Here is a 20,750-nt window from a genome sequence, read left to right as displayed (position 1 = left end):
AAAATATGTGGGCGAAAATCGTATGTCTTGTAATCGGATATGGATTCGGATTGTTTCAGACCGGTTATTTTTATGGAAAGAGAAATGGAATTGACATCCGTAAATATGGAAGTGGAAATGCAGGAACAACAAATGCACTGCGTACGCTTGGAAAGAAAGCAGGAGCAATTACTCTTGCAGGAGACTGTTTAAAAGCGATCCTGGCTATTTTACTGGTCAGTCTGATTTTTGGAAGAGCATTTCCGGAACAGATTATGCTTTTAAAATTGTATGCCGGAGCGGGTTGTGTATTGGGACATAATTTCCCGTTTTATATGAATTTTAAGGGTGGAAAAGGAATAGCAGCTTCTGTAGGAATGTTAATTGCATTTGACTGGCGGTTATTTTTCTTATGTGCGGTTGTATTTTTTACCGTATTTTTCTTAAGTCATTTTGTTTCTCTGGCATCTTTGCTGGCGTATTTCTTTTTTGTCGTTGGAGTGATTGCTTCTGGACAGATGGGGCGTTATGATGTACCTGCATCGGTGCTTCATGAAATGTATATTGTTGCATTTCTTTTGATGCTTCTGGCATTTTGGAGACATCGTGCAAATATCAAACGACTGGCAACCGGAACCGAAAACAAGATTGAATTTGGTAAAAAATAGGAGGTATTTGGGTATGGCAAAAGTGAGTGTAGTTGGGGCGGGAAGCTGGGGAACCGCGCTTGCAATGTTATTATGTAATAATGGACATGATACAATGCTTTGGTCACACAGAGAAGAACAGGCAGAGGAATTAAGAACAGCAAGAGAAAATAAAGCAAAACTGCCAGGGGTTAAAATTCCGGAAGAAATCCATGTAACTTCTGATTTATCGGAAGCTTTGATTGATAAAGATGTGATTGTAATGGCTGTGCCGTCTGTGGCAGTTCGGACGACAGCTAAGAAAATGTCTTCCCATATCCGGTATGGGCAGGTCATTGTCAATGTGGCAAAAGGAATTGAAGAGGGCAGTCTGATGACACTGACCGATATGATAGAAGAAGAAATTCCAAATTGTCAGGCATGTGTGCTTTCAGGACCAAGCCATGCAGAAGAGGTAAGCCGTGGTCTTCCGACAACCTGTGTAGTCGGGGCAAAGACAAGAGCACTTGCGGAATATCTGCAGAATATTTTTATGAGTTCCGTATTTCGGGTTTATATCAGCCCGGATATTTTAGGAATTGAACTTGGAGCGGCATTAAAAAATGTGATTGCGCTGGCAGCAGGGACTGCGGATGGATTAGGATATGGAGACAATACAAAGGCAGCTCTGATTACCCGTGGAATTACCGAGATGGAACGTCTTGGTGTGGCAATGGGCGCAAAGGCGGAAACCTTTTATGGTTTATCGGGTATTGGAGATTTGATTGTTACTTGTGCAAGTGTTCACAGCCGGAATCGAAAAGCCGGTTTCTTAATGGGACAGGGAAGAACCATGGAAGAAGCCATGAAAGAAGTAAATATGGTTGTAGAAGGTGTTTATTCAGCAAAAGCAGGGATGGAGCTTGCAAAGAAATATCACGTGGAAATGCCGATTATTGAACAGGTCAATGAAGTACTGTTTGAAGGGAAAACACCGGCGGATGCAGTAAAAGAGCTGATGGTTCGTGATAAGAAAATAGAAAACTGGGATTTTGAATGGTAATTTACAAAGGAGTGTACTTTAAAGGGAAGTGCACTCCTTTTTTCTTAAGAAACATTAAGGGGCTTTTAGAAAAATTTTCGATTTGTGCAAATAAATTGTAAAAAAGAATTGGTATGATAAAAGAGTAAGAAAATTGAGAGCTGCTCTCAAAGTCTTTATACATATATTTATGAAACAGGAAAGGAAGTCTAGATGGAAAAGACGCTGATACAGTTAAAGGATATTTGTAAAGTTTATAATCCTGGAGAAAATGAAGTGCGAGCATTAGACCATATCAACCTTGAGATCATGGAGGGCGAACTGGTAGCAATTATTGGGCAGTCCGGTTCAGGCAAATCTACGTTGATGAATATGCTGGGGTGTCTGGATGTGCCGACAAGTGGTTCTTATTATCTTCATGGGCAGGATGTTTCGCATTTAAAAGATAATGAACTTTCTGCAATCCGCAATAAAGAAATTGGTTTTATTTTTCAGGGATTTAATTTGATTGCAAATTTAAATGCAGTTGAAAATGTGGAACTTCCATTAATTTATCGTGGAATTGGAAAACAGGAGAGAAGAAAACTGGCAAAGGAAGCACTCGAAATGGTAGGTCTTGGGCACAGAATGGACCATAAACCATCGGAGATGTCCGGAGGACAACAGCAGAGAGTTGCAATTGCAAGAGCAATCGCAGCAAAACCGCCGGTGATTTTGGCGGATGAGCCGACAGGAAATCTGGATTCTGCTTCAAGTAAAGAAATTCTTCAGATTTTAAAAGACCTTCACAGCGGAGGTAGAACCGTGATTCTAATTACACACGATGACAAAATTGCGGAACAGGCATACAGGATTATCCGTATTTTGGATGGAAAAATAGAATCTGACCGGAAGAATGATAAAATATTGGAAAGCAGAGAGGAAATAAAATGAAAAAAAGAAACGTAAAACAACTGGCGGGAATGTCCTCAAAAAAGAAAAAGTGGATTATTGTTGGAGCAATAGTAGTAGTCATAGTAGTCGGTGCGATAAGTGTATCCGGCAGAAAGCAAACAGATTCATTGCCACAGGTTACAGTAGAACAGGCGAAAAAACAGGATGTCACTTCAAGGGTGGAGACAAGTGGAACGGTAGAAAGCCTGAAAGTAAAAACTTACTTTTCACCGGTCAATGCAGCCATTTCCAGTCTTGCCTATCAGACAGGTGATGTAGTAAAAAAAGGAGATACACTGGTTGTTTTTGAGACAGATTCTTTAGAGCAGGATAATGAAAAAAGCCAGTTAAATAAAACGGCAACTGTAAGTGGCTCAAAAGATACGGCTCAAAAGGCGGTGGAGAGTGCTCAGAAGGTAAAAGATGCACAGGCAGAACTTCCCACATTGGAGCAGAATGTTAAAAATTATCAAGAGTATGTGGCGTCTTTAAAAACAGCCATTGCGGACCGTACCCGTACACTTGCGGAAGATTCTTCAAAGGCTTCTTCTGATATTAGTATGGCATTGACAAAAGCACAGGCAGAACTGGCAAAAATGCAGGAGAATATGTCGAGCCTTACTGCATTGCAGCAGGAGCAGGAGGCAAAAATTACAGAGCTTACGGCGGAAATCTCAGAGACTAAAAAAGAAGGTGGAGATACTTCGGAGGCGGAGCATCAATTAAATAATTTCAATGATGCCTTAAAGCAGACAAAAAATCAGATAAAAGAACAGCAGAATTATATTGATGAACAAAATGATGTGATTACACAGTTAAATGTACAGCAGATTGAAGCACAGAGTAATGCAAAAGATGCAGATTCAGATGAACAGATTGTTGCATGGCAGAATGAATTAGAAGATGCGACAACAAAACTTTCTGAACTGCAGGCAGAACTTTCCGAAAAGAAAACGGTAGCAGAAGGTTCTTCTGATGCTGAACTGACTCAGGCAGCAAAGAACCAGTTGGAGGCAACGGACAATCTCGCAGAATTAGAGGCAGCAAGTACACAGGAGTTATTAGAAAAAGGCCGTCAGGGAATTAAAGCAGATTTTGCAGGAATTATTTCAAAAGAAGAAATTTCAGAAGGAACAACAGCGACGCAGGGAATGGAACTGGTAACGGTTTCAAGTAATGAAGAAGTTGCAGTAAACGTCAGTGTATCAAAGTACGATTATGATAAATTAAAGGAAGGTCAGAAAGCTTCTATCAGTATTGCAAGTCATACTTATGCGGGAACCGTTTCATCTATCAGCAAGGTTGCCCAGACAAATGAAAAAGGTGCACCTGTGATTTCGGCAAAAATAAAAATTGACAATCCGGACGAAAGTATTTTCCTTGGGGTAGAAGCAAAAGTTTCGATTGAGACGGATACTGCAAAAGATGTGGTATGTGTTCCAGCCTCTGCTGTGAATACAGCGACTGACAGCACGTTTTGTTATGTGTTAAAAAATGGTGTGATTACGAAACAGAATATTACAACAGGTGTTACAGCGAGTGATTACATAGAAGTAGAAAAAGGGCTAAAAGCAGGAGATGAAGTGATTTCAGAGCTTCCGGAAGGTGTAGAAACAGGAATGAAAGCAGAGGCGGTAAGTGGGAGTACAGAGGAATAGCGATGGGACAGACATTCGAGTATCTAAAAATGGCTCTGCAAAATATCAGGGCAAATAAGGGACGTTCCCTGCTCACCATGCTTGGCATCATTATTGGAATTTCTTCGGTTATCACAATTATGTCGGTTGGAGCGGGCTTTAAAAATGAAATGAATAAACAGCTGGACTCCATTGCAGGAGGACAGATTTATCTTTATTTAAGCGATGAGGGGCAAAAAAGAGAAGAGTATATGACAGAAGATGATTTTGCTCAGATTGAATCAAAGATAGATGGGGTGACAGGGACTTCTCCGGTCTTTGGAGCAGCAGGTTCAACTAAGACATTAAAAGGGGAATTTACGGTCAATCTTACCGGTGGAGGAACGGCACAGCAGGAAATCTCAAAATGGAAAGTGGTAAGAGGACGGTATTTTAATCAAAGTGATATTGATACGGCAAACCGTGTCTGCGTAGTCAGCAAAAAAGATGCGATTTCCATGTTTGGAACAGACGATGTAGTTGGAATGAATATCGAAATTGCATCGGATAACAGTACCGGTGATTTTCAGATTATCGGAATTGTAGAACAGGAAAATTTAGGAAACATGGTCACGATGGAATATGGAGATGAACAGAGTGTGTCTATGGATATTCCGTATACGGCAATGGATGTATTTGGATATGATACTTCTTCATTTGCATATCTTTATATTACAACGGACAAAAGTGCGGACACTGGAAAGGTTGCAAATGCGGCAATTGCACTTTTAAATCAATTGCATTACAGTTCGGGAGAAAGCTATTATGATATGGAAAATTTTACGGATCAGATGTCATCTATCAATGATATGCTGAATATGATTACCGGATTTATTTCGCTGGTTGCCGGAATTTCTCTTTTGGTTGGTGGAATTGGTGTCATGAATATTATGTTAGTATCTGTGACAGAACGTACGAGGGAGATTGGTATCCGAAAATCATTAGGAGCAAAAACTTCTTCGATTATGATGCAGTTTTTGGCAGAGTCGGCAATCATTGCCTGCATTGGGGGCTTAATTGGAATTACAATTGGTGTGGCACTTGCTTATGCGGTGTGTTCGATTCCAACACTTGGTTTTACGCCGGGAATTAAATTATCTACCATTCTTTTGGCAACGGTATTTTCTTCCGGAATTGGAATTGTGTTTGGAGTTTATCCGGCAAGAAAAGCAGCAAAATTAAGTCCGATAGAAGCGCTTAGAAGAAACTAAATATTGAGAAAAAAGAAATTAGAAAAATATAAGAGCGGAGAAAAGAAAAATGACAGGAATCATATAAAAAAATTCCTGTCATTTTTTTAGTCCTGATAATAAGGAAGCATGTCTTCCGGAATGCCGGCAGTTCTTTGTTTGATGTCCATTGCATTAATCGCATTCATTTCTTCTTCGGTTAAAGAAAAATCAAAGATATCTGCATTTTCTAAAATGCGGTCTTTATGAGTGGATTTTGGAATTGCAGATACTCCCTGCTGTACCAGCCAGCGAAGTCCAATCTGAGCGGTTGTTTTCTGATATCTGCTGCCGATTTCTAAGAGAAGCTGGCTATGCAGATAAGCACCTCTGGCAAGCGGAGCATAAGCCTGGACGGCAATTCCCTCTGATTTGCAATAAGAAAGCAGTTCTTTTTGATTGAACAGAGGATGAAACTCCACCTGATTGACAGCAGGTTTGATATCGGAAACCGATTTTAGTAATTCTAATTCATGGATACGGAAGTTAGAAACACCGATGGATTTGATTTTTCCAGCAGATTGCAATTTTTCCAGCGTTTTCCAGGTGTTTGTGAAACATCCGGGAACCGGCCAGTGAATTAAATACAAATCAACATAATCAAGTCCAAGTCTTTCCAGACTTCTGTTAAAACTATCTTCTACGTCACCAAGACGCTGTGCATTATTCCATATCTTTGTTGTGATAAATAATTCTTCCCGTGGTACATCAAGTGCTTTTAAACCTCGTCCGACTCCGTCTTCATTTTTATAAACGGAAGCGGTATCAATCAGACGATAACCAGAGCAGACGGCGTCTTGAATGGCTTGTTCCACTTCTGTTCCGGCATCTGCTTTGTATACTCCAAGTCCGAGAAGCGGCATTTTATGACCATCATTTAGTAAAATGGTATTTTCACCAAGTGACATGAAACAGCCCTCCTTTACTCTTAAATCTACACTTCGAGTCTTTCTATGTTTATTGAAAAGTGTCGAGCATAGATTTCTTTTCCTACTTTAAATTACGCCTTATCTTATCATAAAGATATGAAGTAATTACTCCAAATTTATTAATTTTTTAATAAATTCATGTTATTATTAAAAAAAGGAGTTTTAAAATTATGAAATTTTTTCATTTGGCAGATTTGCATTTAGGAAGAAAATTATTAGGGGAATCTTTGATAGAAGAACAGAGTTATATATTAGAAGAAATTATGAAAAATGTCCGTGTGGAAAAGCCAGACGGAATCTTTATCTGTGGGGATCTTTATGATAAATATATTCCGTCCTCGGAGGCAGTGGCATTGTTTGATTCTTTTTTAGAGGCTCTTGTAAAAGAAAATTGTGAAGTGTTTATTATCAGTGGAAATCATGACGGAGCAAGCCGGCTCGAATTTGCAAGTGGATTATTAAAAAAACAGAAAGTCCATATCTGTGGGACTTATAAGGGGAAGATAGAAAGTGTGGAGCGAAAAGACGAGTATGGAAAGCTGACGGTGTATCTGCTTCCGTTTTTGCGTCCGGATATGTTGAGAGCTTATGAAAAGAACTGTCCCCAAACTTATCATGAAGCAGTAAAGCAAGTGCTGAAAGATCTGCCTTATAATAAGAAAGAACGCAATCTTTTACTGACTCATCAGTTCGTTGTGGACGGACAAATGTTTCCCGAAACTTCAGAATCAGAAATAAAATTAATAGGAGGGATAGAAGCAGTAGATGTATCCTGTTTTGAAAGATTTGACTATACTGCCCTTGGTCACATTCATCGGGCACAGAAAATAAAAACGGAATGGATACGATATGCGGGTTCTCCACTTGCGTATTCCTTTTCGGAAGTAAATGATAAAAAAGGAATTACAGTAGTGGAATTAAAAGAAAAAGGAAATTGTTCTGTGCGAAAGATTTTGCTGCATCCAAAAACGAAACTGGCAGTTTTAAAAGATAAGCTGGAAAATTTACTTTCTGAAGCCTATCAGGAATTCCGGACAGGCTATTATTTATCAATTCGAGTGACAGACGAAGAAATACTGGAGTATCCGGTGCAGAGATTACAGCAGGTCTTTTCGGGAATGTTGGAATGTCGGATTGAAAACCGTAGAACGTTGGCTCAGGGAATTATGGAAACGGCGGATTTGTCTGCTATAAAAAAAACACCGGAGTCTCTCTTTGCTGAATTTTATGAAAAGCAAAATGGGATACCTATGAATGAAATCGAAAAGCAGATACTAAGAACGGTACTTGGTGAAATGGAGGAGATGAAAGGTGATACCAATTGAGTTGGAATTAGAAGCGTTTGGACCTTATGCAGAACGCACACAGATTTCATTTGAACAATTTCAGGAAAATGGATTGTTTTTAATTTGTGGAGATACCGGTTCTGGGAAAACTACAATTTTTGATGCAATTGCGTTTGCCCTTTATGATACGGCAAGTGGAGAGACAAGAAAGATGGAAACACTTCACAGTGATTATGTAGAAGCAAAAAAGTGCAGTGAAGTAAGATTATTATTTTCGCATAAAGGAGAGCGTTATCAGGTAATCCGCAGTTTTAATGGAAAACGAAAAAATGAAGCGGTATTAGAAGAGGAGAAAAAAGAAGGATTAACCGGACGAAAAGCGGTAAACGAGAGAATAAGAGAAATACTTGGACTTGACTATCAGCAATTTAAACAGATTTCAATGATTGCGCAAGGAGAGTTTTTGAATTTACTGCTTGCAAAAAGTGAAGTGCGCAGTGAGATTTTCAGAAGAGTATTTGATACCGGACTTTATAAAAGGCTGGCAGAAGTATTAAAAAGTAAAGCAGTTCATTTAAGAGAAGAGGAGAAGCTGCGAAAAGAAAGAGAACATCAGCTGATGTCAGGTCTGGAAGAAGAATTAGAAAAAGAATTCAAAAAAGAAGATGAGAGCTGGCAGATCCCAGAAGAAATTGAAAAGATTTTAGAAAAAAAGATAGAAGAGTTAAAAGAAGAAGAAAAGAGGCAGAAAGGGGTAGAGAAAGAAGAGGAGACGAATAAAGCAGAAATTTTAAAAGCCCTGGAGCAGATAAAAACGATAAATCGGGATTTTCAACAGCTGGAAGATTTGCAGGAAATTTTGAAAAGAGAAAAGGAGAGAAAGAGAGAGTTTGCTCAAAAAGAAAAAGAGCTGGATAAGAGAAAGAGGGGGGCGCTTTATATCAAACCGGTTTTGGAGCGATATGAGGAAAAGAAAACAGCACTTGAGACAGAAGAAATCAGGTATCGGGAAATTTGCGGAAGGCAGAAAGCACAAAAACAGAATACAGGAAAACTAAGACAAGAACAAAAAGAGGCAGAACAAAATAAAAGAAAATACGAAAAAATACAGTGTCTGAAAGCGGAATGTCTGGAAATAGAGACAGAATATAAAAAGCTGAATATACTTTGTAATCTCCAAACGGAAAAGGAAAAGTTACAGGAACAGTTAAAGACAGAAATCAAAGAAGCAAAACAGGCAGTGGTTGAATATGAAACAGAAAAAGAAAAATTTTTCTGTGCGCAGGCAGGAATTCTGGCTAAGAGTTTAAAAGAGGGAGTGCCGTGTCCGGTTTGTGGTTCTGTTTTACATCCGCGTCCGGCCGTTGTTTTAGGAGAAGTACTTACCCAGGAAGAACTAAAAGAAAAAGAACGTAAGAAGAAACAGTTAGAAGAGAAAAGACAGCGAACCATGCAGACATTTTTACAGCTGGAGAAAGAAGTAGAAAAAAGTACAAAAGAGATATCGGTAAACCCGGATTTTTTCTGGAAAGAAGTTCATGCAAAACTAGAACAGACAGGACAAAAAAGAAACCAGAAAGAAATAAAAATCAGAGAACTTGAACAAGATGTAAAAAAAGAAGTGAGAGACAGTGAGACAATCCAAAAAGAGTGGATTGAAAATCTGGAAAAAGAAGCGGGAATCTTAAAAGAAAAAGAAATATGTAAAGAGCAGATAGAAGCGTTAAAAGCAGAGAAAAAAGCATGTCAGATGAAATTAAGAACTGCGGTAAAAGAACAAAAGTTTAAAAGTGAAAAAGAAGCCAGATTATTTTGTGAAAAACAGGAAAAACTTTTGAAATTAGAGCAGGAAATTGCAGATTACAAAAAAAGGCTTCACAAGTTTTTAGGGCAGATAAAAATTTTGGAAAAAACGCTTTTGGGGCAAAAAAAACAGTCGGAAGAAGAAAAACAGAAAAAGCTTGAACAGACAGAACAAAATCTGGAAAAAATCAGGATGGAATTAAGAGAAATTTATAAACGTATCAGTTTTTATGAAAAGACCTTAGAACAGCTGAAAAAACTGTGGGAAGAAAGCGAAAAAACCAGAAAGGAAAGACTGGCACTTTTGTCACTTTCGGATACGGCATCCGGAACACTTGCAGGAAAACCGAAAGTATCCTTTGAACGCTATGTTCAGTCTGCATATTTCAAACAAATTGTTGTGGAAGCAAACCAGAGACTGGAACAGATGACAGATGGCAGATATGAGTTGTTGGTAGAGGAGACGGGAACAAACAAAAAAAGCCAGAGTGGTCTGGATTTGCAGGTATACGACTATCATACCGGAAAGGTAAGAAGTGTCCGTTCTCTTTCAGGTGGAGAGAGTTTTCAGGCAGCTCTTTCTCTGGCACTTGGAGTGTCGGGAGTCATAAGTCAGTTTGCGGGGGGAATTTGCATAGAAACCTTGTTCATTGACGAGGGATTTGGGAGCCTTGATGAGCAGTCTTTAGAACTTGCTGTTGATACTTTGCGTCAGCTTTCGGGTCAGGGATGTATGATTGGAATTATTTCGCATGTAAAAGAATTAAAAGAGCAGATTTTTCATCGGATTGAGATAAAAAAAGGACAGAAAGGAAGTCAGATTTTAACAGTGGTCTGAACCTTTAAAAAAACATAAGAATTGCTTGATAAAACGGCAAAAAACATGTATAATAATGGTATTGATAAATTATTGTCATTTACTGCGCCCAATTAAAATTAAGCTGCAGAGAAAGGAGAAAAAATGCATTTAATTAATGATGAAAACGGCAATGTCGTTCCTCATGGTCATGAGCATAATCACAGCCACGAACATACGCATGGACATGCGCATGAACATGGATGCAGCAATTGTGGTGATAACGAGTGTCAGGGAAGCTGTACAGAAGAAGTGGTAGCACTTTTAAATTATATGCTTTCCCACAATGAACACCATGCAGAAGAACTTGACCAGATGGCAGAAAATCTTGCAAAACTGGGAATGGAAGATGCGGCAAAAACGATTAAAGAAGGTGTTGCGGATTTCCAGAAAGGAAACATGCGATTAGGTCTTGCACTGACACTTGTGAAAGAACATTTGAAGGACTGAAATTAAGGAGGCGTAACTATGTGTCTTGCAACCGTTCAAAAAAGTGATGATACTGTAGTATGCAGAAATGTCAGCAGAATTGATGTGGATGGAGAAAAGGTAATCATTCGAGATATTATGGGTGATGAGCGCGTAATAGAAGGAAAAATTCTTATGGTTGATTTAGCAAACAGCCTTGTAAAACTGGATTGTCAGTAAAAACAGATCTTTGAGACTGCTACGCACAGTCTTGAATAGATAAATTATAATGTGGAGGTAAGTAAACGATAAAGTTATCAGAAGTGATGAAAGAGAAAATGCTTTTATCCTTCGAACTGTTTCCACCAAAAACAGACAAAGGTATGGAAAATCTTCCGGGCACAATTGAACATTTGTGCGAATACAAACCGGAATATACTTCCTGTACTTATGGAGCTGGTGGAACAAATGTTGGTAAGAACATGGATGTGTGCAAGATGATTCAGGCTGCCGGAACCACACCGGTAACACATTTTACCTGTATCGGAAACACAGCAGACAATTCTTAACCAGGCTGCTACAATTAACATGGCACTTTCACGTAATGGCTGTGTAATGCCTCGTGAACTTTGCAAAATTATTTCTAAGAATTGGATTTTTCCAAATCCGTTCGACAAAGAACCATTCGATGCTGATGTAGAAGGCAAGAAAGCTCGCTTCAAAGAAGTTGGTATCGAATACACAATGAAACAGATTGATGAATATCGTGCACTTGGTGTAAATGGCATCCATCTGTATGCACTGAATAAGTGGAAAGACGTTTCTGAGATTATTGACAGATCCGGTCTTCGCACATTAGTGTAGGAAACAACATTAAAGAAATATAGGAGGTGCCCTGCAAATGGCACATGTAATTGCGATTGCCGGTAAAGGCGGTGTTGGTAAAACAACACTTACCGGATTGATTATTCAGTATCTGGGCAAGAAAGGCAAAGGTCCGATTCTTGCGGTAGATGCAGATGCAAATTCAAATTTAAACGAGGTCCTTGGAGTGGAAGTGGAAGAAACGCTTGGTGATATCCGTGAGGAAGTGGCCAGAGCGGAAATGTCAAAGGATAATCCGATTCCACCAGGAGTGTCGAAAGCAGATTATATGGAATTTAAATTTGACGATGCATTAATTGAAGATGATGATTATGACTTGCTGGTGATGGGACGTACGCAGGGAAAAGGATGTTACTGTTTTGTTAACGGACTTCTGCAGGCGCAGCTTCAGAGGCTGGAAAAAAACTATCCTTATATCATCGTGGATAATGAAGCCGGCATGGAGCATATCAGCAGAGGAGTTCTTCCGAATATGGAGGTTGCCATTCTTGTCAGTGACTGTTCAAGAAGAGGCGTACAGGCAGTTGGAAGAATTGCACAGCTGATTAAAGAGTGTGACATGCACCCGAAGAAAGTTGGTTTAATTATCAACCGAGCTCCGAACGGGGTACTGAATGAAGGAACAAAAGCTGAGATTGAAAAACAGGGATTAACCCTGCTTGGCGTTGTTCCGCAAGACGAAACGGTATATGAATTTGATTGTGACGGAACCCCGATTGTAGATTTGCCGGAAGACTCTCCGGTAAGAAAAGCAATTGTTGAAATTATTGACAATCTGGGGCTCTAAAAAAACTGGGCCTGCCGGAAAGGGGAGGCCCTAAGAAAAAAAAGAGGCGAAATTCAAGGAGGATATTCATGAGTGAATTCAAATTAACCACAGTAGAAGAATTCGAAGCTGCTACTGAGAGACTCCTGGAGACAGGGGCAAAAGTTGGCGCGGATGCTTGGCAGTTCCGTGTAAAAAATCAGACTCCGCACTGTAAGTTTGGTGAAGAAGGTGTCTGCTGTCGTATCTGTTCTATGGGACCATGTCGTATTACAAAAAAAGCACCGAGAGGAATTTGTGGATGTGACGTACACGGTATCGTTGGACGTAACTATCTGAAATTTACAGCAGGTGGTTCTGCAACACATTCCGACCATGGTCGTGAAATCTGTCATACCTTATATGAATCATCAGCTGATGGATGTTATCAGGTAAAAGATCCGGAAAAACTGATTCGCATTGCAAAAGAATGGGGTGTAGAGACAGAAGGAAAAGATATCTACGACTTAGCACATGAAGTTGCAGAAATGGGTCTGTGGGAATATGGTAAACCGTTTGGAACACAGAGATTCTTAAAGAGAGCTCCGCAGTCACAGCAGGAATTATGGGAAAAGAACGAACTTGCACCAAGAGCAATCGACCGTGAAGTTTCATGTTCTTTACATATGGCTCACATGGGATGTTCCTCTCTTCCGGAGGCATTAATCAAACAGTCTATCCGTGCAGGTTTATCTGATGGATGGGGCGGTTCCATGATGGGAACAGAATTCTCTGACGTACTGTTTGGAACTCCAAAGCCAATCGATACAGAAGCAAACCTTGGTGTTATGGTAGAAGAAAACGTAAACATCGTAGTTCATGGACATGACCCGAGTCTTTCTGAAATGGTTTGTGAATATGCAGACTCTCCGGAAATGATTGCTTATGCAAAAGAAATGGGAGCAAAGGGAATCACAGTATCCGGTGTATGTTGTACATCAAATGAAGTAGCTATGCGTCGTGGTATTCCGATGGCAGGTAACTTCTTACAGCAGGAAAACGTTGTACTTACAGGCGCTTGTGAAGCAATCGTAGTAGACGTACAGTGTATCTTCCCGGCACTCGGACCTTTAAGTAAATGCTTCCACACAAAATTCATCACAACATCTCCGATTGCACAGATGCCGGATTCTGAATTTATCCGCTTTGATGCAAAAACAGCTGATGAAAAAGCAAAATTAATCGTTAAAACAGCAATTGAAAACTTCAAAAACAGAAAACCGGAACTGGTACATATTCCACAGTTAAAACAGAAAGCAACTGTAGGATATTCTGTAGAAGCAATCATCAAATGCTTAGACGGTGTTGCAAACAGTCAGGTTGATGAAATGGGAACAGTAAAACCTCTGTTACAGTGTGTAACATCAGGTGTTCTTCGTGGAGCAGTTGCAATGGTTGGATGTAATAACCCGAGAATCCGTCCTGACCTTGCACATATCGAATTGATGAAAAAATTAATCGCAAATGATATCGTAATTATTGCATCCGGATGTTCTGCACAGGCAGCTGCAAAAGCCGGTCTTATGGATAAACGTGCAAAAGATATCTGTGGTGATGGATTAAAACGTGTTTGTGAACTGGCAGATATCCCTCCAGTCCTTCACATGGGTTCCTGTGTAGATATCAGCCGTATGATGATTCTTGCTTCTGAACTGGCTAAATGTGCCGGTACACATGTTTCACAGCTTCCAGTTGTTGGATGTGCTCCGGAATGGATGTCTGAAAAAGCAGTTTCCATCGGTAACTATGTAATTGGTACAGGTATCGATACTTTCCTTGGTGTTGACCCTTATGTTTCCGGTTCCAGCGAAATTGCTGAAATCTTAACAAATGGTACAAGAGAGTGGGTAGAAGCAGCATTTACTGTGGAAAAAGATATTGATAAACTTGGAGACGCCATGATCGCACGTATCGAAGAAAAACGTGCAGCGCTCGGAATTTAAGAGCAGAAAAAACGGCTGTCTGATTTAGAACTGGATTAGACAGCCGGTATAAGAAAGGTGAATGAAATGAAAATAGCAGTGACAGGAAAAGGCGGTGTGGGTAAAACCACATTTGCAGCGACTTTAGCCCGGCTGTACGCAGACGAAGGGCGAAAAGTCCTTGCAGCAGATGTGGATCCGGACGCAAACCTTGGACTGGCTTTAGGATTCGACGAGGAAACTTTAGATTCAATTGTTCCCATTACAAAAATGAGAAAGCTGGTAGAAGAGAGAACCGGTGCAAATGAAGTGAATAAGTTTTTTAAAATCAATCCGAAAGTGGACGATATTCCGGATACTTATTCAAAAGAGGTAAATGGAGTAAAACTGCTGGTACTGGGGACTGTGGAAACCGGCGGTGGCGGATGTGTCTGCCCGGAGCATGTAATGCTTCGCAGAATCATTAACAATTTGGTCATTCATCGAGATGATGTCGTAATTATGGATATGGAAGCCGGTCTGGAACACTTAGGCCGTGGAACCACCCAGTCAATGGACCAGTTTATTGTTGTGATTGAACCGGGAGCCAGAAGTGTACAGACTTATAAGAATGTAAAACGTCTGGCAGATGACCTCGGAGTGAAACAGGTTCGTGTTGTTGCAAACAAAGTAAGAAATGTCGAAGATGAAGAGTTTGTAAAAGCTCATATCCCGGCAGAGGATCTGTTAGGCTTCATTCACTATAACACAGAAGTGATAGATGCGGATCGCCAGGGGAAATCTCCTTACGATTTCAGCAATACTGTAAAAGAAGAGATCGCAAAAATTAAAAACATAATCGACAAGGAATTATGAGAAATCAGGAGGAAGAAACATTGACATTATTTGAAACCGTATTTAGCGGAAATGATGCTGTTTATGGATTAACCGAAAATGCAATTAATGCAGCAATTGAGCAGCATGGTGCAGACAAAGCAATCAGCTTTCCAGATACTGCTTACAGCTTACCTTGCTACTATGCAGTAACAGGTGTTAAAGTTGCTACTTTAGGAGAATTAAAAGAAGCGTTAGGTGTAGTAAAAACTCTTATGACAAGAGAAATGAAAACACATGATGTATTTATGTCAGGTGTTGCTACTGCATTATGTGCAGAATTTATTGAAGTGTTAAAATACATCGACGGTGCAACTCCTTATGAAGCACCATGTGCAGGACATGTTCCGGATGCAATCATCCGTGAACTTGGTGTACCGCTTGTAACAGGCGATATCCCAGGTGTTGCAGTTATTCTTGGTTCTGCTCCTACAACAGAAGAAGGTGTTGCTTTAGTAAAAAGCTATCAGGCACAGGGTATCTTAGTTACCTTAGTTGGCGGAATCATTGACCAGGTTGAAGAAGCTGGAATGAAAACAGGTGCAAACGTACGTGTTATCCCGCTTGGAAAAGATGTTACAGCAGTTATCCATGTTGTATCTATCGCATTAAGAGCAGCTCTTATCTTTGGTAATGTGAAACCAGGTGATGCCGCTTCTTTGATGACTTATACAAAAGACCGTGTACCGGCATTTGTTAATGCATTTGCTCCTCTCGATGATGTTATCGTTGCATGTGGTGCAGGCGCAATCGCTCTTGGATTCCCGGTTATCACAAATCAGGAAGGCGTTTCTGAAGTACCGAAGAGCTTAATCTGCCAGCCAGATGTTGAAAAATTCAATGCAACATCTTTAGAGGCACGTGATATTAAAATTAAAATTACAAACATTGATATTCCGGTTGCTTATGCATCTGCTTTCGAAGGTGAAATTATCCGTCGTGGCGATATGCAGGTAGAATTTGATGGTTCCCGTGTAGACTGTGCTGAGTTAGTACATACTGTAGAAGCTTCTGAAATTGAAGACCATAAGATTACAGTTGTAGGACCGGAAGTTGATGAAATGGAACTGGGAAGCAAAAACAGCATTGCTTATGTCGTTAAAGTTGCTGGTAGAAGCATGCAGCCAGATTTTGAGCCGGTTATCGAACGTAAATTCCATAACTATATCAACTGTATCGAAGGTGTATATCATACAGGACAGCGTGATATGCAGCGTATCCGTATCAGCAAAGATGCATTTGCAGCTGGATTCCGTATCAAACACATCGGTGAAGTTTTATACGCATCCGTTAAAAATGAGTTTGATGCAGTTGTTGATAAATGTGAAGTTGTTATTTACACAGACCCGGCTGAATGTACAAGAATTCGTCATGAAGTGGCTATTCCTACATTCAACAAACGTGATGACCGTCTGAAAAACCTGACGGATGAATCTGTAGACGTATACTACAGCTGTATTCTGTGTCAGGCATTCTCTCCATCTCACGTATGTGTTGTTACTCCGGAACGTCTTGGCCTTTGTGGTGCGGTTTCATGGCTGGATGCAAAAGCAACAAATGAACTTGATCCGAACGGACCTTGTCAGGTAATCACAAAAGAAAGATGTATCGATGAGAGAATCGGTGAATACGAAGATGTTAATGAAGCAGTTCGTAAACTGTCTCAGGGTGCTCTTGAAGATGTATCTCTGTACTCTATCATGGAAAAACCGATGACATCTTGTGGATGTTTCGAATGTATTTGTGGTATCGAGCCATTCTCAAACGGTGTTGTAATTGCCAACCGTGAATATGCAGGTATGACTCCTCTTGGTATGACATTCCCAGAGATGGCTTCCATGACAGGTGGTGGTGTTCAGACACCAGGTTTCATGGGACATGGTAAACACTTTATCGGTTCCAAGAAGTTCATGAAAGCAGAAGGCGGTATCGAAAGAATCGTATGGATGCCAAAAGAACTGAAAGAATTTGTTGCAGACAGACTGAATGAAACTGCAAAAGAATTATACGGAATTGAAAACTTTACAGATATGATTGGTGATGAAACAATCGCAACAGACCCAGAAGAACTGGTAGGATTCTTAACAGAAAAAGGACATCCAGCTCTTTCTATGGAGCCAATGATGTAATCAGAGGTTCATTCCTTAGACGATAATCATAATAAGCGGTGGGGGAAGCTGTGGCCTAACCCGCCGTTTATAAAAAATATACAAGGAGGCTAATAAGAAATGCCGTTTAATCAGAAACCACAGAAATTCAATGCAAATATTAACACAGTTGAAATCGGCTGCGGGGACAAAGCAATCAAATTAGGAGGAGAATGTACATATCCTTTCTATACATTTGATGCGCCAATGGAAAACGCACCAAAAATTGGTGTGGAAATTTCCGACCTTGGACTTGCAGACGTACCTGGAATCCAGGAATATTATGCCGGTGCAACAACAATCGGTGAAATCGCTAAAAAGGCAGAAGCAATGGAAGGTGCGGACTTTGTTTGCTTACGTCTTGAAGGTGGAGACCCGAATGGTGAAAACAAATCCATCGAAGAACTGATTGCTGTTGTAAAAGAAGTTGGCGAAGCAGTTACCTGTCCTTTAGTTGTTGAAGGATGTAAAAATGTCGAAAAAGATTCTGAATTACTCCCGAAAGTAGCAGAAGCTCTTCAGGGTAAAAATGTTTTAATCCTTTCTGCAAGAGAAGAAAACTATAAAGCTGTCGGAGCAGCAGCAGGACTTGCTTATAACCAGAAAGTTGGAGCAGAATCCGCTGTAGATATCAACCTTGCAAAACAGTTAAACGTAGTATTAACACAGTTAGGTGTACAGGCAGAAAACGTAGTTATGAACGTAGGTTCTGCAGCAGTTGGTTATGGTTTCGAATATGTAGTATCTACTATGGACCGTATCAAAGGTGCAGCTCTTTCTCAGGATGACAAACAGTTACAGATGCCAATCATCACTCCTGTAGCTGACGAGGCTTGGAACGTAAAAGAAGCAATGGCTTCAGAAGCAGATATGCCGGAATGGGGACCAGCAGAAGACAGAGGAATTAGTATGGAAGTACAGACAGCAGCAGCAGTTCTGGCTTCTGGTTCAGATGCTATCATCCTGAAACATCCTAAGTCTGTTGCAACTATTTCCAAAATGATTAAAGAATTAATGTAATCGTAAGAAACAGGAGGATAAAAAACAAATGGGATTATCAGGTATTCAAATCTTTAAAATGACACCAAAAAAGAACTGTAAGGAGTGCGGATGCCCTACTTGTATGGCTTTCTCAATGAAAGTTGCTCAGGGTGCTATGGATATTTCACAGTGTCCACACATGTCCGAAGATGCTCTGGCTCAGTTATCAGAGGCTACTGCACCGCCAATGAAAACAGTTAAAATCGGTGCCGGTGAAAATGAATTCTCTTTAGGTGGAGAAACTGTTCTGTTCAGACATGAAAAAACTTATGTAAGCAAAACAAGATATGCAGTATCTTTATGCTCATGTATGGACGACGCCGCAATCGATGCAAAGCTGGCAGAAATTCCGAAAGTGGATTATGAACGTATCGGTGAAAGAATGTTTGCTGAATTAGTATATGTAAACTATGCAGCAGATACAGACAAAGACAGATATGTTGAAATCGTAAAGAAAGCAGCAGCTTTAAACAGAACACTGATTCTGGGATGTAAAGATGTAGAGCTTGCAAAAGCAGCTCTTGAAGTTTGTAAAGAAGCAAAACCAGTATTAAACGGTGCTGATGCATCAAACTATGCTGAGATGAGCGCAGTTGCTACAGAAGCAGGTGTTGTACTTGGCGTAACTGGAAAAGACTTAAATGAATTATATGATACTGTTGCAGCTCTGGAAAAAGCAGGAAACAAAAACCTGATTCTGGATGTTGGAACTGCTTCTATCAAAGAAGCTTACGGCAATGCTGTACAGATTCGTCGTGCAGCAGTAAAAGATCAGGATAGAACATTCGGATATCCGACTCTGGTTAATGTTGCAGCACTTGCACATGGTGACAGAGTAATGCAGCAGGCACTGTTATCTATGTTCACAATGAAATACGGTTCTATCGTAGTAGTAGAAACTCTGGATTATGCAGAGGCTCTTCCATTATTTGGATTAAGACAGAACGTATTTACAGACCCACAGAAACCAATGAAAGTAGAACCAGGTATCTACGCACTCAACGGAGCAGACGAAAACTCCTTATGTCTTACAACTGTAGACTTCGCTCTTACATACTTCGTTGTTTCCGGTGAGTTAGAGCGTTCTGGTGTACCTTGCAACCTGATTATCAGTGATGCAGGTGGACTTTCCGTTCTGACAGCATGGGCAGCAGGAAAACTTTCTTCTACATCTGTAGCAAAATACATTCAGGAAAATGTAGAAGATAAAGTAAAATGCAGAAAACTGGTTATTCCGGGTAAAGTTGCTGTATTAAAGGGTGACCTTGAAGCAAAATTACCAGGATGGGAAATTATTGTTGCACCTCTTGAGGCTGTACAGTTAGTTAAATTCTTAAAAGACCTGACTGCATAATGATTTTTTAGAATCACCTTTCCGGGGAGATCTGTTCTCCCTGGAATTGTAAGAATAACATGAAAAAAAGGAGAACAAAGTTATGGCAAAATTTGTTACAATCGGTGAAAGACTTTCCACCACAGCTCCAGCAGTAAACAAAGCATTTTTAGAAAGAGATGCAGAACCAATCTTAAAAAGAGCAAAACAGCAGCTTGATGCAGGTGCTGTATACCTTGATGTTAACATCGGACCTGCAGAAGGATATGGTCCGGAACTGATGAAATGGGCTGTTCAGCTCCTTCAGGAAAACTTTGACAACGTTCCGCTTGCTCTGGATACTTCTAACAAAGAAGCAATCGAAGCAGGTATCTCTGTATACAACCGTGCAAAAGGAAAACCAATCGTAAACTCCGCTGATGCAGCAGGAAGAATCGAATACGTTGACCTTGCAGCAGCAAACGATGCAATCGTTATCGCACTTTGCAACGGTGAAGGAATCGCAAGAGACAATGACGAACGTATGGGATATTTACAGACACTGCTCGAAAGAGGTTTAGAGCATGGAATGGAAGAAACAGATCTGTGGTTTGACCCGCTGTTCCTGGTTGTAAAAGGTATGCAGGACAAACAGATGGAAGTTCTTGAATTCATCAAAATGATTTCTGACATGGGACTGAATTCTACAGGTGGTCTGTCCAATAACTCAAACGGTATGCCAAAACACATTCGTCCAATCATGGATTCTGCTTTAGTAGCTATGTGTATGATGAACGGTCTGACATCCGCAATTGTTAACCCGAATGACCTTCGTCTGATGGAAACAATCAAATCTTGTGATGTATTTAAAAACAACACATTATATGCAGATTCTTATCTGGAACTGTAATCTACAGAAGTTAAAATAGGTAAGAAAATCTGGGCAGTAATTAACGAGAGAAGCAGATGTTATGTCTGCTTCTCTCCGATTAAAAAGA

General features: G+C 40.1%; 19 protein-coding genes. 18 read left to right on the top strand and 1 reads right to left on the bottom strand.

Going from position 1 to position 20,750, the window contains the following annotated elements:
• Positions 1-5 precede the first annotated feature (5 nt).
• The 5 genes from plsY to ACYQ2D_RS03270 all read left to right on the top strand — a co-directional run bounded on the left by plsY (position 6) and on the right by ACYQ2D_RS03270 (position 5,467).
• Positions 6-647, top strand: coding sequence for a glycerol-3-phosphate 1-O-acyltransferase PlsY (gene plsY / locus ACYQ2D_RS03290; protein ID WP_117456324.1), 642 nt, complete (start codon positions 6-8; stop codon positions 645-647).
• A gap of 13 nt (positions 648-660) precedes the next feature.
• Positions 661-1,668 (top strand): NAD(P)H-dependent glycerol-3-phosphate dehydrogenase, encoded by a 1,008-nt coding sequence (locus tag ACYQ2D_RS03285; RefSeq protein WP_022303067.1) that lies wholly within the window; start codon positions 661-663, stop codon positions 1,666-1,668.
• Between the two features lie 192 nt (positions 1,669-1,860).
• Positions 1,861-2,580 (top strand): ABC transporter ATP-binding protein, encoded by a 720-nt coding sequence (locus ACYQ2D_RS03280; RefSeq protein WP_022303066.1) that lies wholly within the window; start codon positions 1,861-1,863, stop codon positions 2,578-2,580.
• Entirely contained in the window at positions 2,577-4,238 is a 1,662-nt protein-coding gene (locus ACYQ2D_RS03275) for an efflux RND transporter periplasmic adaptor subunit (RefSeq protein WP_459784628.1), read from the top strand. Before ACYQ2D_RS03280 ends, ACYQ2D_RS03275 begins: the two co-directional genes overlap by 4 nt.
• Before the next feature lie 2 nt (positions 4,239-4,240).
• A complete protein-coding gene (locus ACYQ2D_RS03270) occupies positions 4,241-5,467 on the top strand; it encodes an ABC transporter permease (RefSeq protein WP_459784627.1) in 1,227 nt (408 codons plus the stop codon).
• Positions 5,468-5,553: 86 nt separating this feature from the next.
• On the opposite strand, the gene ACYQ2D_RS03265 is transcribed toward ACYQ2D_RS03270, so the two are convergent.
• Entirely contained in the window at positions 5,554-6,393 is an 840-nt protein-coding gene (locus ACYQ2D_RS03265; RefSeq protein ID WP_187558041.1) for an aldo/keto reductase, read from the bottom strand.
• Positions 6,394-6,584: 191 nt separating this feature from the next.
• On the opposite strand from ACYQ2D_RS03265, the gene ACYQ2D_RS03260 reads away from it, so the two are divergent.
• From ACYQ2D_RS03260 to acsE, 13 genes are all read left to right on the top strand, one after another.
• Entirely contained in the window at positions 6,585-7,739 is a 1,155-nt protein-coding gene (locus tag ACYQ2D_RS03260; protein ID WP_459784625.1) for an exonuclease SbcCD subunit D, read from the top strand.
• Positions 7,726-10,341: an AAA family ATPase gene (locus tag ACYQ2D_RS03255; protein ID WP_459784623.1), complete on the top strand. Its 2,616-nt coding sequence runs from the start codon at positions 7,726-7,728 to the stop codon at positions 10,339-10,341. Before ACYQ2D_RS03260 ends, ACYQ2D_RS03255 begins: the two co-directional genes overlap by 14 nt.
• Before the next feature lie 123 nt (positions 10,342-10,464).
• Positions 10,465-10,809, top strand: coding sequence for a DUF8180 domain-containing protein (locus tag ACYQ2D_RS03250; RefSeq protein WP_117456329.1), 345 nt, complete (start codon positions 10,465-10,467; stop codon positions 10,807-10,809).
• An 18-nt stretch (positions 10,810-10,827) separates the two neighbouring features.
• On the top strand, positions 10,828-11,007 hold the full coding sequence (locus tag ACYQ2D_RS03245; RefSeq protein ID WP_022303059.1) for a CooT family nickel-binding protein: 180 nt from the start codon (positions 10,828-10,830) through the stop codon (positions 11,005-11,007).
• Positions 11,008-11,093: 86 nt separating this feature from the next.
• On the top strand, positions 11,094-11,336 hold the full coding sequence (locus ACYQ2D_RS03240) for a methylenetetrahydrofolate reductase (RefSeq protein WP_330600260.1): 243 nt from the start codon (positions 11,094-11,096) through the stop codon (positions 11,334-11,336).
• 19 nt (positions 11,337-11,355) lie between these two features.
• On the top strand, positions 11,356-11,631 hold the full coding sequence (locus tag ACYQ2D_RS03235) for a methylenetetrahydrofolate reductase (protein ID WP_459784621.1): 276 nt from the start codon (positions 11,356-11,358) through the stop codon (positions 11,629-11,631).
• A gap of 37 nt (positions 11,632-11,668) precedes the next feature.
• Positions 11,669-12,439 carry an ATP-binding protein gene (locus ACYQ2D_RS03230; protein ID WP_022303056.1) on the top strand — a complete coding sequence of 257 codons (771 nt, stop codon included), beginning with the start codon at positions 11,669-11,671 and terminating at the stop codon, positions 12,437-12,439.
• Positions 12,440-12,507: 68 nt separating this feature from the next.
• On the top strand, positions 12,508-14,400 hold the full coding sequence (gene cooS / locus ACYQ2D_RS03225) for an anaerobic carbon-monoxide dehydrogenase catalytic subunit (RefSeq protein ID WP_117456330.1): 1,893 nt from the start codon (positions 12,508-12,510) through the stop codon (positions 14,398-14,400).
• Between the two features lie 66 nt (positions 14,401-14,466).
• Positions 14,467-15,234 carry an ATP-binding protein gene (locus tag ACYQ2D_RS03220; RefSeq protein WP_459784619.1) on the top strand — a complete coding sequence of 256 codons (768 nt, stop codon included), beginning with the start codon at positions 14,467-14,469 and terminating at the stop codon, positions 15,232-15,234.
• 20 nt (positions 15,235-15,254) lie between these two features.
• Positions 15,255-17,381 (top strand): acetyl-CoA decarbonylase/synthase complex subunit alpha/beta, encoded by a 2,127-nt coding sequence (gene acsB, locus ACYQ2D_RS03215; protein WP_117456466.1) that lies wholly within the window; start codon positions 15,255-15,257, stop codon positions 17,379-17,381.
• Positions 17,382-17,480: 99 nt separating this feature from the next.
• The gene (gene acsD, locus ACYQ2D_RS03210; protein WP_117456332.1) at positions 17,481-18,419 is read left to right on the top strand and encodes an acetyl-CoA decarbonylase/synthase complex subunit delta; all 939 of its coding nucleotides are present in this window, start codon (positions 17,481-17,483) and stop codon (positions 18,417-18,419) included.
• Positions 18,420-18,447: 28 nt separating this feature from the next.
• Positions 18,448-19,794, top strand: a complete 1,347-nt coding sequence (acsC, locus tag ACYQ2D_RS03205; RefSeq protein WP_022303051.1) for an acetyl-CoA decarbonylase/synthase complex subunit gamma — start codon at positions 18,448-18,450, stop codon at positions 19,792-19,794.
• An 82-nt stretch (positions 19,795-19,876) separates the two neighbouring features.
• Complete coding sequence (acsE, locus tag ACYQ2D_RS03200) at positions 19,877-20,662, top strand: carbon monoxide dehydrogenase/acetyl-CoA synthase methytransferase subunit (RefSeq protein WP_117456333.1); 786 nt, start codon at positions 19,877-19,879, stop codon at positions 20,660-20,662.
• Positions 20,663-20,750: the final 88 nt, after the last annotated feature.

Source organism: Blautia stercoris, assembly GCF_054657695.1.
Note: the sequence above shows the minus strand (reverse complement) of the source record. Positions and strands in the feature narration are given on the sequence as shown.

Coding starts and splice junctions, on each gene's coding strand:
- ACYQ2D_RS03235 (WP_459784621.1), top strand. CDS start 11,356: ATGGCACTTTCACGTAATGGCTGTGTAATGCCTCGTGAACTTTGCAAA.
- cooS (WP_117456330.1), top strand. CDS start 12,508: ATGAGTGAATTCAAATTAACCACAGTAGAAGAATTCGAAGCTGCTACT.
- ACYQ2D_RS03275 (WP_459784628.1), top strand. CDS start 2,577: ATGAAAAAAAGAAACGTAAAACAACTGGCGGGAATGTCCTCAAAAAAG.
- ACYQ2D_RS03270 (WP_459784627.1), top strand. CDS start 4,241: ATGGGACAGACATTCGAGTATCTAAAAATGGCTCTGCAAAATATCAGG.
- ACYQ2D_RS03260 (WP_459784625.1), top strand. CDS start 6,585: ATGAAATTTTTTCATTTGGCAGATTTGCATTTAGGAAGAAAATTATTA.
- ACYQ2D_RS03245 (WP_022303059.1), top strand. CDS start 10,828: ATGTGTCTTGCAACCGTTCAAAAAAGTGATGATACTGTAGTATGCAGA.
- ACYQ2D_RS03280 (WP_022303066.1), top strand. CDS start 1,861: ATGGAAAAGACGCTGATACAGTTAAAGGATATTTGTAAAGTTTATAAT.
- ACYQ2D_RS03285 (WP_022303067.1), top strand. CDS start 661: ATGGCAAAAGTGAGTGTAGTTGGGGCGGGAAGCTGGGGAACCGCGCTT.
- ACYQ2D_RS03220 (WP_459784619.1), top strand. CDS start 14,467: ATGAAAATAGCAGTGACAGGAAAAGGCGGTGTGGGTAAAACCACATTT.
- ACYQ2D_RS03265 (WP_187558041.1), bottom strand. CDS start 6,393: ATGTCACTTGGTGAAAATACCATTTTACTAAATGATGGTCATAAAATG.
- ACYQ2D_RS03240 (WP_330600260.1), top strand. CDS start 11,094: ATGAAAGAGAAAATGCTTTTATCCTTCGAACTGTTTCCACCAAAAACA.
- ACYQ2D_RS03250 (WP_117456329.1), top strand. CDS start 10,465: ATGCATTTAATTAATGATGAAAACGGCAATGTCGTTCCTCATGGTCAT.
- acsE (WP_117456333.1), top strand. CDS start 19,877: ATGGCAAAATTTGTTACAATCGGTGAAAGACTTTCCACCACAGCTCCA.
- plsY (WP_117456324.1), top strand. CDS start 6: ATGTGGGCGAAAATCGTATGTCTTGTAATCGGATATGGATTCGGATTG.
- acsD (WP_117456332.1), top strand. CDS start 17,481: ATGCCGTTTAATCAGAAACCACAGAAATTCAATGCAAATATTAACACA.
- ACYQ2D_RS03230 (WP_022303056.1), top strand. CDS start 11,669: ATGGCACATGTAATTGCGATTGCCGGTAAAGGCGGTGTTGGTAAAACA.
- acsC (WP_022303051.1), top strand. CDS start 18,448: ATGGGATTATCAGGTATTCAAATCTTTAAAATGACACCAAAAAAGAAC.